Annotated in this window: 8 protein-coding genes; 2 read left to right on the plus strand and 6 right to left on the minus strand. The window is 58.1% G+C overall.

Going from position 1 to position 13,561, the window contains the following annotated elements:
• Window positions 1-79: 79 nt before the first annotated feature.
• Window positions 80-6,931 (minus strand): Ig-like domain-containing protein, encoded by a 6,852-nt coding sequence (locus tag H7B90_RS20570; protein ID WP_185137770.1) that lies wholly within the window; start codon window positions 6,929-6,931, stop codon window positions 80-82.
• A 235-nt stretch (window positions 6,932-7,166) separates the two neighbouring features.
• Window positions 7,167-7,907: a Bax inhibitor-1/YccA family protein gene (locus H7B90_RS20575; protein WP_185137771.1), complete on the minus strand. Its 741-nt coding sequence runs from the start codon at window positions 7,905-7,907 to the stop codon at window positions 7,167-7,169.
• Window positions 7,908-8,066: 159 nt separating this feature from the next.
• Between H7B90_RS20575 and H7B90_RS20580 the strand changes: the two genes are divergently transcribed.
• Window positions 8,067-8,249, plus strand: coding sequence for a DUF2524 domain-containing protein (locus tag H7B90_RS20580; protein WP_185137772.1), 183 nt, complete (start codon window positions 8,067-8,069; stop codon window positions 8,247-8,249).
• Between the two features lie 153 nt (window positions 8,250-8,402).
• Entirely contained in the window at window positions 8,403-9,713 is a 1,311-nt protein-coding gene (locus H7B90_RS20585; RefSeq protein WP_185137773.1) for a copper amine oxidase N-terminal domain-containing protein, read from the plus strand.
• A 69-nt stretch (window positions 9,714-9,782) separates the two neighbouring features.
• On the opposite strand, the gene H7B90_RS20590 is transcribed toward H7B90_RS20585, so the two are convergent.
• From H7B90_RS20590 to H7B90_RS20605, 4 genes are all read right to left on the minus strand, one after another.
• Window positions 9,783-9,977 carry a hypothetical protein gene (locus tag H7B90_RS20590; RefSeq protein ID WP_185137774.1) on the minus strand — a complete coding sequence of 65 codons (195 nt, stop codon included), beginning with the start codon at window positions 9,975-9,977 and terminating at the stop codon, window positions 9,783-9,785.
• A gap of 64 nt (window positions 9,978-10,041) precedes the next feature.
• Window positions 10,042-10,755, minus strand: coding sequence for a cysteate racemase (cuyB, locus tag H7B90_RS20595; RefSeq protein WP_221482109.1), 714 nt, complete (start codon window positions 10,753-10,755; stop codon window positions 10,042-10,044).
• A gap of 29 nt (window positions 10,756-10,784) precedes the next feature.
• Window positions 10,785-12,275, minus strand: coding sequence for a Mur ligase family protein (locus H7B90_RS20600; protein ID WP_185137776.1), 1,491 nt, complete (start codon window positions 12,273-12,275; stop codon window positions 10,785-10,787).
• Between the two features lie 13 nt (window positions 12,276-12,288).
• Window positions 12,289-13,473, minus strand: a complete 1,185-nt coding sequence (locus H7B90_RS20605) for a carboxylate--amine ligase (RefSeq protein WP_185137777.1) — start codon at window positions 13,471-13,473, stop codon at window positions 12,289-12,291.
• Window positions 13,474-13,561 lie beyond the last annotated feature (88 nt).

Genomic DNA, 13,561 nt, shown 5'->3' on the forward strand with positions numbered 1-13,561 from the left:
GCGCCGCCGTAAACGGACAAGCCCGGCTCCTCGGAAGGGGCCGGGCTTGTCTCGTCAGCTGCTGTAACTCTAATACAGGTTAATGAACATTATCTTCCCGCTGCTTGACGAACTTCTCGCTTCCGTCTTCATTCCGGGTCGCATCGTGGGATACCGTCGCTTCTTCCACGTCTCCGAAGCCCCACTTGGCGGCCGGGAAGTCGGGGAACGATTGCGGCGCATCCGCCAGAGGACCGCGGAACAACATGCGGTTGATCAGCACGACGGCTTCCAGACGCGTGATCTCGTTGTCCGGATGGAACGTGCCGTCTACGTAACCTTGAATCATTCCGTTGCGATAGAGAGCTTCGATCGCGGCGGAGGACCAGCGTCCGGCCGTATCGGAGAAGTGATTCGAGATCGAAGCCGGCGCTTCGAGCTTCAAGTACCGTACCATAACCGCGGCCAGCTCTTCGCGGGTCACGGCTTGGTCCGGACGGAACCGTCCGTCTTCATATCCCGTGAAAATGCCGTTCTCCGTCGCGATGCTGATGTATCCGCTAGCCCAGTGTTGATTCGATACGTCCGAATACGATGCCTTCTTGTCCGTGTTCCCTCCGTTGATCAGACGCGCCACGATGGCGGCCAACTCGGACCGCGTCAAGGAGCGCTGCGCCTTGAAGGTGCCGTCCGGATAGCCGAGAATGTAGCGCTCGTGGCTGATCTCTCCGAACCGGTTCGAGAACAGAAGAACCTTGACGGATGCCGCCGCGTTCTCCGGATGAACCGCCTTGCCTTCGGAAGCGAACTGCCCCTTCAGCTCTACGGTCTTCCCGCTAACATCGATCGACGGGAATTGAATCTTCACGTTTTTGTTGATCGTCTGGCCGGCTGCAAGTTCCTCGACCGTCCAAACGATGGCGTTGCCTTCGACGGTTCCGCCTGCGGCATCCAGTACCACGGCGCCTTCCGGCAGCGTCAGCGTTACCTTGCCTTGGTGCAGGATCGCGTTCGCTCCATTGGTGTACGAGACGACGACCGTCGCTTGGCTATTCTCTTGATAGGTGCTGCGATCCACCGACACGTTCAACGTGACGTTCGAATCGACGTCCTTCGGCTCTTCCGGCTTCTCCGTCGTCGGGGTGCCCGGATCGGTTCCTCCGGACGATCCGCCGCCGGATCCGCCGCCCGATCCGATCGGCTGCATGGAGAAATCCCAATGCACGATCGCGTCGTTAACCTCGATATTGGTGCTCTTATAAGTCTTGTACCCTGCGCGCGTCGCCGTGATCGTATAGTCCGTATCCCCGTATACCATGAAGGCATAATTGCCGAGGGCATCGCTATACTGCGGGTTGGCATTGTCGCTAGGCGCGAAGCCCGGGAGCTTCGGCAGCACGACCTGCGTGCCCGGTACGATCTTCTTATCCTTGTTGCGCTTCGTATTGGAGTACGTCAGGACGACCTTCGCATCCTTGATCGGAAGGCCCGTCTTCGCATCCGTTATGATGCCGAACGGGTCGATCAACTCTTCGTTGATGTTCATCTCGCCTTGCCGTCCGACCGTCAGTTCCGGGAACGATCCGTTTTTCTTTTTATTAAGGACAACCGAATCCCTGACGACTTTCCCGTCCGGCAGCTTCACATCGTATTCGTAACGAATCTCCAGACCGTAGACGATGCTCGGATCGACAGGCAATCCGTCCGCCACGAAGACTCCGTCCGCGCTTAGCGCGTATCCCGCGGCATCGACGTACGTTCCGTCCGGCTTAACCAAATAAGCCTTGAATGCCGGAGCGGCGCCTTGATTGCCTTCAGGGGTACCGACGCTTCCGAATTGGATCGGCAGGAGTTTGCCGCCAGCCCCCTCGGCTCCGACAATACCCGTAATCGTCTGGCTGGACGGGAAGACTTGACCTTCGCCGGTAATCTCCTCGTTCACGCTGACTTTCTGTTTGTAAACGATCGTACGGGTTTGATCCCCGGTCCCGACGGTTCTGGTGATCTCGGCCCAGTAGTTCCGGTTCCCGTCCGTAATCGGAACGGAGTAACTTCCGTCACCGGCCGTTGTCACGGTAGCGACGATATTCCCTTCATCGTCTCGGATCGTTACCGTAGCTCCCGCTACCGGTTCAGCGTCCCTGGTCGACGGGTTCGTATTCGTGATGACCCCTGCGATGACCGCCGGCTCCAGATACAGTTCGATGCCCGCGCGTCCTTGCAGCCCGTGTACCGGATCGTTGACGCTCGCCTGCAATTGAATCGTAACCGGTTCTTTGCTGTTCGTTTTCTCGGATTGATAACGGATCGTAGCGACTCCGTTCACTGTCGTGACTACCGGAGCCTCAAGCGCGACGCCCTTCTCGTCCACGAAGTGCCCGTACGGCGCCGTCGTAAAGTCCACCGGCACTCCCGAGACCGGGTTGCCGTCCTTATCCTTCACGATAGCGGTCAGGATCGATTGGGACTTGCCATTCGCCACGATGCGATCCGGAGTCGCCTTCAAATCGATCGTGTATTGAACAGGTGCCTCCTGCACGTCGATCGAGACGGTGCCCGGAGCCGACGTCGCTTGTCCGTCGTTCACCGTGAACGTGAAGCTGTCCGGTCCCGTGTAGCCTTCATTAGGCGTATACGTGAACTTTCCGGTGTCCGGATCAATGACAACCTTACCGTGTTCCGGTTGCTTATCTACTGCGTACGTCAGCTGATCTTCATCGGCATCCGTACCCGTCAATTGGCCTTGCAGCGGCTGATCCTTCGTCGCGGTTACGTTCTTGCCGTTCGCGATCGGTTCGCGGTTTGGCACTTCCGCTTCCGTTACCGTGATCGAGATGGTACCCGGAGCCGAGGTCGCTTGCCCGTCGTTCACCGTGAACGTGAAGCTGTCCGGTCCCGTATAGCCTTCATTAGGCGTATACGTGAACTTTCCGGTGTCCGGATCGATCACGACCTTACCGTGCTCCGGCTCCTTGGCCACCGCGTACGTCAACGGATCTTCATCGGCATCCGTACCCGTCAGTTGACCTTGCAGCGGCTGATCCTTCGTCGCGGTTACGTTTTTGCCGTTCGCGATCGGTTCGCGGTTTGGCACTTCCGCTTCCGTTACCGTGATCGAGATGGTACCCGGAGCCGAGGTCGCTTGCCCGTCGTTCACCGTGAACGTGAAGCTGTCCGGTCCCGTATAGCCTTCATTAGGCGTATACGTGAACTTTCCGGTGTCCGGATCGATCACGACCTTACCGTGCTCCGGCTCCTTGGCCACCGCGTACGTCAACGGATCTTCATCCGCATCCGTACCCGTCAGTTGGCCTTGCAGCGGCTGATGCTTCGTCGCGGTTACTTCCGCGTCTTTCGCTGCCGGTTCGTTGTTCGCAGGTGCTGCTTGAACCGCGAACGTGCCTTCAGCTTCAGCCGTCGCGCCCAACGGACCTGTCGCGGTCGCACGGACGTTGTAATTCCCCTCGCTATCGATGGTCGATACCGGAGTCCAGATCCAGCTTCCGTCCTCTTCGACCTTTAAGGTCCCTTGAATCTCATTGGAGCTATCGGTTACTTGAACCTCTACATTCGAACCCGGTTCGCTTGCTCCCTTAATGCTACGTACCTCGGCTACGGTCGAGCCGTTAGCCGGGCTGTCGATCGTCACGAAGACGTTGCTAACCGGGAAGCCGGTCAGCGGGCGCTGAACAAGCTGCGGGTCCTCGGAGCTGACAATGCTTCCGATCGAATCGATCGCGTAGTTCAGGCTTACCTTTGCTCCCGGCGGCACTTGAACATTGTCCGCCAACTGAAGCTTCAACGTGTTCGTGGCGCTACCGTCTTTAACCGTCGCTGCCACCGTCTTCGGATCCCCGTCTCCCGTATCGATAACGATCTCGAGCTTCGGAGAACCGGTGATCGTCACGGCCTCAGGGAACTTCACGATAACCTCGTTGCGATCGCTCGCGACCGCGGCTGCCGTCGGATGCAACCCCTTCTGGTTTTCCACTTCGAAGGCGTCCAGCCAGCCCAGGCTTCGGGCGTCCGCCCCCGTCTCCCGAACGTCGATCATCGCGTCGGAAGAATCCTTCTTGTTCGTCTCGTAATTCAACGTAATGTTCGTCTTGGCGGCATTGCTAGGAAGGACGGGAACTCCTCCTGCCGGCAGTCCGTTGCCAAGAGTCAGGATGACCGTCTTGTTGGTCGGATCGGTACCATCCAAAGACGCTCCGATTGCCGGAATCGGCTGGTCAATGCCGTCGATGTTGAACGAGAACGCATTGGCGCTTTTGCTTACGGCGTCTGCGTCCAGCGGGTTTTCGAAGACGACCTTCACCTTGTTGCGCTCGGAATCGTCTACCACTGCAGCACTTACCGGCTTCATCTGATTTCTCACCGGATCGTTCACGAACGCATCGAGCTTGGAACCGTCCTCGATCTTGACGATTCGGTCCGTATCATTCAGAAGCTCCGGCGCGTAAGTGAGCGAGACCTTCGCATTCAGCGGAATCTTCTCGCCGTTCGTGAGCCGGATCGTCAGCTTGTCGGGATGTTCGGGATCGAATTCGACCGCCGCGTTCTGGTCATTCAAATTCACTGTCTCTGGAGTTCCGTCGTCGATCGTTACCGCGAAGGCGGACAGGACCGCGCTTGTCGGCGCCTTAATGGCGGCCGGGAATTCGATCTCGATCTTGTTCCGATCTTGATCGTTCACGACTTCAAGATCCTGTGGAGCGAATCGGTTCTGGACCGGTACGCCCGAATCCGGATCCCCGGCAACCGGGAAGCTCTCAAGCGGCAGGCCGCCCAAACCCGCTCCTTTTACTGAACCTTTATCTTGATCATAAATCAAAGGAGGATTCGTATTCGGCGGAATGACGTAATCTCTTGGAAGATTCTTAGGATAGTCCTGTGCATCGGGATCGATCTCCAATTTCAACCGGAAAGGATCGTCCTCCCCGGAAGCATCCTTGGCATGATCCGCGACTTTGAGCGGAACCAGCACCGGATCCCCGTTGCCGCCGCTAATATCCAGATAGAACCCGCCCGCGTTGGTCGGATCGTAGTCGACAGGCATGTCCAGAGTCACATCAACCGTATGGCGATCCGGACCGACCTCTGCTTTCACGACCTTCGGAGCGACCGGGTCGGCGAACAGGATAGGCGCGGTATCGAAATTACCTCCACCGTAGGTCTTGCCGTCCAGCACCCCGCCGATTCTCGCTTTGACGTTCGTCAAGTGCGGATAGTCGCCTAAGTTCCACACATCAACCGTGGCGACACCCTTCGCGTCCGTCGGTACCGTGATCTCGCGAACGACGACTGTTTTGCCGTTGCGCTCATATCTACTGGTTTTGACCGAGTAGTCTTTAGCCGTCAGATAGAGGTCTTCGTCGTCTACCTGAGTCGCCGCGGATACAGTTCTTCCGCTGCCGATCTGGACCGTAGTGTAGTCTTCAATGTAGTACAGAGAGAATGTAACCGGATAACCAGCGATCAAATTGCCGTCAATCGTTTTCACTTCCGCGCTTACGGGCGCGCTAGCTCCTGTGGCAATGATTCCTTGTAATTGCGTTGACCCGCCGTATTGCGGCGTTGTGCCGTTTGGCATCAATGGATCGTTGTTTTTTAATGTAAAATTGACGTTCTGACCGTTACGTACCAACGGCTCTTTCGTAATCGAGATCTGGGTTGGAGCCAGTTCTACCTTCTGATCCGGCGAAGCCGGAGCGCCCGGCACGATAAGGCCGCTGTAGTTATTGAAGTGCCACGAGTAGATATCGTGATACTGGTTCGCTCCTCCAGTAGCTGCAGTAAACCCGATGAACACGTCGTCTTGAAGAAGACGGCCGGACAAGTCATTGTTGTCGGTAATGATCGGCTTGATCGTGAAGTTGCCTGTGCCTTCATTAAGCGGTGCCACAAGTTCATCTCCGCTCAAAGACGGGAATTCCTTGAGCAGTACTGTCTTAACCCTTTTCCCTGTGCCAGTTCCTTCGGTCACCAATTGTCCTTTATCGACCACGGGAGCCAGATAGGTGCCGTCTGTGTTCTTGCGGATCAAGTATACCCGCAGTTGCTTCTTAATCCCGTCATAGTCGATCCAGGAGTGGAAGGACGTAGCTGGATCGTTCTGCGCGAGCGACATCTCGCCGATGTCAAGATTAGCGATATTCCGGCCTTCTTGGATTCCCCCATTATTGGAGGAATTGTGAGTCACGTCTCCATCAAGGTCGACGGCGACATGGGAACCCTTCGTAGACCCGTCCCCATTAGTAGTTCCAAATGGTTTTGGATCGCTCCGGTCGCTATTATAGTAAGTGTCATATTCGACCCCGATGCTCTTCTGAACGCCGGAATATCCGAGCCCGCCGCCGCTGGCGCCCGCCTCGTTGGAAGCTGTCTGTACGACGAAGACGATTCCATCCGCTTGGGAGCCCTGTTCCATCTTGAAGCTGAAGTAGGTGCTGAACGAACGATTGTCGGACAGCGTAACGCGATTTTTATTGAACAAGCTCCCGAAGGAGTTCCCCTTGGTCGTCGCCAGGCGAACAAGATCGCGACCAAAGTTCTGGAATCCGATGCTTGTAGCTCCCCCAGGTGTCTTTAAATCGTTCGCCGAGTAATTCGGCTGGCTTGAGGTACCGCTTGTCGTACCGTAATTATATACCAGACTGCCAGCCTCGGCGGTTCCGTACTGCTTCAGCGTTCCGCTGAAGTTCGTTTTATTGTTCCACACAATACTCGCCTTATCGCCAACAAGAGGGTTGCCGCTCCCGAAGTCGGCATTCTTAAGCGAGATGTAGGTCTTGCTCGGATCGACGGTCACCGTGTCGTCCGCTGCGCTTGCTCGGCCCGGCGGCGTCGCCGCGAAGCCGGAGCCCGCGATCAACAACGCCATCGCGGCGTTGAACCAACGCTTGCCGCTTCGTCCTCCCTTCAAGTAGGACTTTAATCTTGCTGTATTCATTCTTGTGTCGCTCCCTTCTCCTGCCTTTTCTCTAGTCAAAACGTACTAATGAATCACCAAAAAAGAATTATAGGGGGAGCAACTGTACCAAAACTGAACAAAATTAAGACCATATCCTCTTTCCCATGACAAATAGGCCGAAGCCCTCCGCCGGTCGGAGAGTTCCAGTCCGATGCAAAAAAGCCATCCCCCAAGAGGATGGCTTAAATCAACTTGCATCTTCGCTAAATCGAAATCAATCCCGGCTGAAAATCTTGGCGAGCAGCCGAAGCATCTCGACGTACAGCCACACTAGCGTCACCATCAGGCCGAAGGCGCCGTACCATTCCATGTACTTCGGAGCGCCTTCGCGGGCGCCGTTCTCGATGAAGTCGAAGTCGAGAACGAGGTTGAGCGCCGCCACGGCGACGATGACGAGGGAGATGCCGATGCCGATCCAGCTGTTGTCGTGCAGATACGGGACCGTAACGCCGAACAGTCCCAGGATGAAGCTGAGCAGGTAGACGATGGCGATGCCCGCCGTCGCCGCGAACACGCCGAGCTTGAAGTTCTCCGTCGCCTTGATAAGCCGCGTCCTGTAGGCCAGCAGAAGGGCGACGAACACGCCCATCGTCAGCAGAGCCGCCTGCAGCGTGATGCCTTGGTAAAGAGACTCGTAATTCGCCGAGAGAGCCCCCAGGAACACCCCTTCCAGGATAGCGTAGACGGGGACCAGGTAAGGCGAAGTCGTCGGCTTGAAGCTGACGATCAGCGCGAGGACGAACCCGGCGATGGCGGAGCCGATCGCGTAAGGCATGACGTTCGTTCCGTCGAAGTAGCTCGACCAGCTGACGAACGCGCCGCCCAGCAGCAGGGCGAGCATGATGAAGGCTTTGTTCACCGTTCCGTCGATCGTCATCGAGTCTCTTCCCGAGTAATGCCCCGTGCGTTCGAAAGTCTTGTCGTTCAACGTGGGATTGCCGCTGCGGCCTATCAAGATGGAATCACCTCATCGGATATTTGGGTCCATTGTACCACAGCTCGGCTCAACTTCCCAGATAATTCCTACAACCACCTAACTACCCCCCCGGCGAATAACGGCTGGAATTCCCCACCATACTACAAGGGACTGTCCTTACGAAATGGAGGAACCGCCATGCTCGACAACCTGGAGAGCAACTACGACTGCTCCCGTGCCGGCGACGACTTGCACCGCCTCAAGCAGGAGCTGGCCTCGCTGCGCGGCCGAGGCGACGAGAGCCCGGAATCGCAGGAAGCGATCAACCGGCTCGAGAACCAGATCTCGTTCATTCAGAACAAGTGCGACATCCGCCCTTGATTCGTCCGGAGACGGCGACAGGGGAAGCCTCCGCGGCCGGCGACGGTCGGGAGGCTTTTTTATTGCGCACGGCGACAATCTGGAACTTTTCGGAATTCCGCGCGTCTAACTGTCAGTTTGGGATAACCTTAGGCGAAGGCAGGCGTGTGGAAAATGAAAAGATGGATCGCGCTCATGGTCGTGCTCGGAATCGTTGCCGCAGGCTCGAACGCTTATGCGAAGGCAGGGCCTATTAAGCTGAAGGTCGAGGGCGTTCCCGTGAACGGCGACGCGGAGCCGATCGTCTCGAAGGGCCGGGTGCTCATCCCCCTGCGGGCGGCGTCGGAAGCGCTCGGAGCGAACGTGGCATGGGACCCGAAGGCGAACAAGGTCACGGTGACCAAGTGGGCGGAGAGCGTCGAGCTCACGGTAGGCAAGAAGACGGCGCTCGTGAAGGGGACATCGGAGCCCTCGTACGAGACGGCGCTCGACGTGCCCGTGAGCCGGGTAGGCAGCCGGGTTTACGTCCCGCTGCGGTTCCTGAGCCAGACCTTCGGCTATCGGGCGGAGTGGAGCGGCGATACGGTGAACATCCGCTCTCCTCTTAGCGAATCGACGCAGAAGATCCTCTATCACGGAGCGCTTGGGGAGGCTCGCAAGCTGGCCATGAAGATGGGCGTTCATTACGAGCATCCCGCTCTGAAGATGACCCGCTTCAGCGAATGGTGGTCGGAGACGTACCTGTTCCCGGAAGGAGAAGCCCTCCGCTATCTGAAGATCGAAGGGGATACCGTCTCCTGGGTGGAATTCAAGGACGGCTTCGCGGTCGTCACCTGGCAAGCTCACGTTAACGAGGACGACGCGCTGCAGCAATTCCTTCAAAGCAAGTGGAAGGACGAAGTCGGAACGAAGCCGAAGCTGGGTAAGGGCTACTACTCTTATTCCTACGGCTTCGCTGGGGTTCAGAGGGAACAGACGGAGCAGAAGATCGATCCCCAGGGCCAGATCGCTCCGATCAATTCGTATATAAACACGGACGGGAAAATCTCGGGACAACCGCCCATCTACCAGCTCCCCGGCGAGGTCCGGAAGGAAGCCGTCGCGCTCCCGAAGCCGTCTCCCTCCGGCGCCCCCTCCTTCAAGCCGGGCGTCTCGATCGTGTTCCCGAAGGGCAAGGACGCCGACGAAGAGACGGTCCTCCAGCTGGTGAAGAAGAACATCGAGGCCCTCGCCGCGAAGGACAAGGAGGCCTTCCGGGCAACGATCCTTAACGGCGGCGATTACTTCGACTTCTTGCTGGAAGAGAGCGTCTCCTTCCGGTTCACGGACCTGGAGGCCATCGAGCCCTACGACCCGGAGACCAAGCGCCTCAACGTGCGGATCGGGTTCGACGAGCGGAAGGACGGAACCGTCCGGCACAGCTCCTATATCTTCACGGCTATCAAGGATAAAGCGGGCGAGTGGAAAATCGCCAGCATCGATTAAGCGCCCCGACCCGGCGCCTGCGCAAAGAGCACCCCGCCGGCGGCGGGGTGCTTTTCTCGATCGAATCCGTTATAGCTTCACGTCGTACCAGACCTTGCCGTCCGGGCAGCGGCCGCCGCTCATCTCTTCAAGGACCGCTTCCGGGAACCGCGCTCTCACGTAATCGGCTTCCGCCGAGGACAACCGAAGCTCCCGGGCGGCCGTTCCGTCCGGGAACGATTCCGCGACGAACAGCTCGATGCGCTCCTTCTCCGCCGCCGTCATCCCGATTCCTCCTCGCAGCTGGATTCGATGTTCTCTCTCAATCCGCGGTCTGCTAGCGTCGCCCTTACCCGTAATGCTTGCCCGACAATTCGATAGACTTCCGCACGAGCACGTCCATCGCGTCGACGGAGAACTCGGCGGCCTGCTCGCCAAGCCGGATGCAAGACAATTCGGTGCACGCGATGATGACGCAGTCGCATCCGTCTTGCTCTACCAAGTCCAGGATGATTCTCTCGAGCCCCTCGGAGCTGATCATCCGGCCTCTCTTGATATCGTTATAGATAATGTTCATGATCTCGCGCTGAACGGACTCCTCCGGCTCCTGCAGCTCCAAGCCGTACTTGTCGCACACCTTCCGGTAGACGCCGCTTCTGAGCGTGCCGTTCGTCGCCAGCACCCCGACCTTGCGGACGGAGCCGAATCTTCTCCCGATCTCCTTGATCGTCTCCTCTACCATATGAATGATAGGAATGGAGGTCATCGCCTGCATCTCGTCGTAGAAGTAGTGCGACGTATTGCACGGAATGGCGATGTGGTCCGCGCCCGCCTGCTCCAGCAGCCTCAGGTCGCGCTCCACCGCCTTCAGGAACCGTTCGCCCGCATTCTCCAGAATGACCGTGGTCCGATCGGGCAACGTCGCGTGATTCAGAACGACCATGTCGATATGGTCCTGGTCCCGGTCCGCCACCGTATGCTCGATCACCTGGTCCATGAAGACGGACGTCGCCTTCGGTCCCATTCCGCCAATGACGCCTAATCGTTTATTGTCCACTGCCATTACCCGCTTCGTTTAGATTTGGTGAATCGTCAGACGACGCGCTCCCGAACCATGCCCAGCGCGATCTCCGCCGCCGGGTCCATCCCCTGGCAGCCTCCGAGCAGGATCAAGTCCCCTTGTCCGACGCGGGAGAGCGCTTCGGCGATCGCGTCCGGCAGCTCGTCGAACAGACGGACCCGGATGTTCGCCTTCTCCATCGTCTCGAGGAACACCCGGGCTTCCTCGTCGGTGACCCGGTCCTTGGACGTCACGTGGGAGACGCTCTTCGTCGCGATGATCTCGTCCAGCTCCAGGCGGGCCATCCAGTCCGCGATCGCCTCGGCGTTCTCGCGGTTGACGGTCGGGCCGCGTTCTCCCCGGATCGCGTAGACGAGGTGCAGCTTCTCGTAATCCATGAACTTGAGCGTCTCTAGCGTGACGTTAATGTTCCCCGGATTGGCGAAGTGATCGTCGATGATCGAGAAGTCTTCGCCTTCGTAGATGAACTGGAATCGGCGCTCGACTCCCGGGAACGTCCTCAGCGTCCGCTGGATCGTCGCCGGCGACACGCCGCAGAGCAGCGCGTTGATGATGGCGACCATGGAGTTGTACACCGAATGCAGGCCCGGTACGGACAGTTCGACCTCGAACTCGCCCGGCTCGAATTCGACGCCCCGCGCTTCGAACGCCTTGCGGATCTCAAACTTGTACTTGCCCCGTCCGGTGGACAGGTCCAGATCCTTGCAATAGAAGTGGCCTTCCCGGCTCCGGACGCCGAAGGTGAGCACCTGCGCCTTCGTCTCGCCCGCGAGGGAAGCCGAATATTCGTCGTCCAGGTTCAGCACGGCGACGCTCTTCTCGGACGCATTGCGAATGAGGCTGGACTTCGCCTCGAAGTACCGCTCGAACGAGCCGTGCGAATCGATATGCTCGCGGCTCAAGTTGTTGAACGTCACGATATCGTAATCGACCGTCTCGACGCGGTGCGTCTCCAGCGCGGCGGAGGACACCTCCATCGTGACGTGGGACACGCCGCGGTTCTCCATCTGCCACAGATAATGCTGCAGATCGAGCGATTCGGGCGTCGTCAACTGGGCCGGAATGGACGTGTCGTCGATCTTGATGACGACCGTTCCGATCAGGCCGGTCTTGTAGCCGTGATTTTCCAGCATCGCGTTCGTCATGTACGAGGTCGTCGTCTTGCCGTTGGTCGCGGTGATGCCGATCATCGTCATGTTCTCGGACGGGTGGCCGTAGAAGGCCGCCCCGAGGCGGGCCAGCGCGATCCGGCTGTTCGGAACGCGGATCTGGGGAATATCGAAGCCGTCCTGGAACGTCTCGACGATGGCCGCCGAGGCTCCGTTCTGAACGGCTTGAGCTAAGTACTTATGTCCGTCTGTCTTGTACCCGGTCACGCAGACGAAGAGATGGCCTTCGGCCGCCCGGCCGGAATGGAAGGAGATCCCGGTTATCGTCGTCTCCTTCTCCCCTCGCGTCTCCAGAACGTCAATGGCTTGCATCAGCTTAGTCAGCTTCATCATTCCAATCGCCTCCTTATCGGCGCGCGAATCGGCGCGTGAACTTGCCTGAGATCATCGACAGGAACGAAAAGAAGGGCTTGGGGTCCTCCCAGCTCCAGATGGCGTGTGCCTTCGGCTTGAAGAAGGAGGCCGCCACTTGCCCGAACGTCAACTGCTTGGTCTTCAGGTAGCCGCGAATGGCCAGCATGTCTTCGTAAGCGTACCAGAACACGAGATTGGTGTCCTTCGTGACGGCGCTCGGCGGAAGGGGAGACCCTGTCAGCTCCCGGTACGTGATGTACGGAACGTTCACGCCCGCCTTGGCCAGCAGGACGTTCAGGTTCGTGATCCGCACGTTGACTTCGATCAGGTAGAACTTCCCGGTCTCGGCGTCCTTCTTGAACTCGATCTCCGCGAAGCCCTTGTATCCCATCGACTCGAGGAACTTGGCGCCGATGTCGTACAGCTCCGGCACGTACTTCTGGCCGGTGTAGACGGACGCCCCGAAGTTGATCGGGTACTGGCGGTACTTCTGGCACGTCACCCAATGGGCGACCTTCGCATCCTGGTTCAAGTAAGCGTCGAACGTATACATGTGATCGTCGAAGCCCGGAATGATCCGCTGCACGATCACTTCGAGTCCCGCCTGATGGGCCTTGTCGATCGCCGCGAGCAGCTCTTCCCGGTTCGCCACCTTGAACAGCTTCTTCCGGAATTTGGCGACGAAGGCCGGCGAGTCCGACGGCTTCACCAAGCACGGATACTTGATGACGGTCTCGACCTTGTCCAGGAAGCCTTCCTCGTCCACCCGCGCGGTCTCCGGAACGGCGACGCCCTTCTCCATGGCGGCCCGCTCCAGCGATTCCTTGTTCATCAGCGTCGTGTAGATGCCCTTCTCCGTCTGGGGAATGAGGTAATATTCCCGGAGCTCGTCCAAATATTCGTCGATAATCTCCACGTAATTGTCGTGGCAGGGAATCAGAACGGGAGGGGCGCTTTGCCTGCTGGCGTAATCGGTCAGGAATCGGATAAATCCGGCGGGGTCTTCTTTATAATGAGGAGATAAGAGTCTCTCGGAACAGTACTTCGAATCGGCCGCGTACGTATTCTTGTCCGAGTAATCGACGGCGACCGTATGAATGCCGTGCTTCCCCAGGCAGCGAATCGTGCTGAGCCCGATGTAATAGTTACTTCCCAGAATAACCGCTTTATTATTCAACGTATGCACATCCCAATTGGAAGAAATTCTTGGTCTGCCGAACGGGACCGGACGCCCGGTCCGGACTCTATTTACCGACGGTTTTATC

Source organism: Cohnella xylanilytica (assembly GCF_014212175.1).
Taxonomy (GTDB): Bacteria; Bacillota; Bacilli; order Paenibacillales; family Paenibacillaceae; genus Cohnella; species Cohnella xylanilytica.

Bases quoted from the DNA above. Each gene is read 5' to 3' on its own strand.
- H7B90_RS20570 (WP_185137770.1), bottom strand. From the start codon at position 6,931: ATGAATACAGCAAGATTAAAGTCCTACTTGAAGGGAGGACGAAGCGGC.
- H7B90_RS20580 (WP_185137772.1), top strand. From the start codon at position 8,067: ATGCTCGACAACCTGGAGAGCAACTACGACTGCTCCCGTGCCGGCGAC.
- cuyB (WP_221482109.1), bottom strand. From the start codon at position 10,755: ATGGCAGTGGACAATAAACGATTAGGCGTCATTGGCGGAATGGGACCG.
- H7B90_RS20600 (WP_185137776.1), bottom strand. From the start codon at position 12,275: ATGATGAAGCTGACTAAGCTGATGCAAGCCATTGACGTTCTGGAGACG.
- H7B90_RS20585 (WP_185137773.1), top strand. From the start codon at position 8,403: ATGAAAAGATGGATCGCGCTCATGGTCGTGCTCGGAATCGTTGCCGCA.
- H7B90_RS20590 (WP_185137774.1), bottom strand. From the start codon at position 9,977: ATGACGGCGGCGGAGAAGGAGCGCATCGAGCTGTTCGTCGCGGAATCG.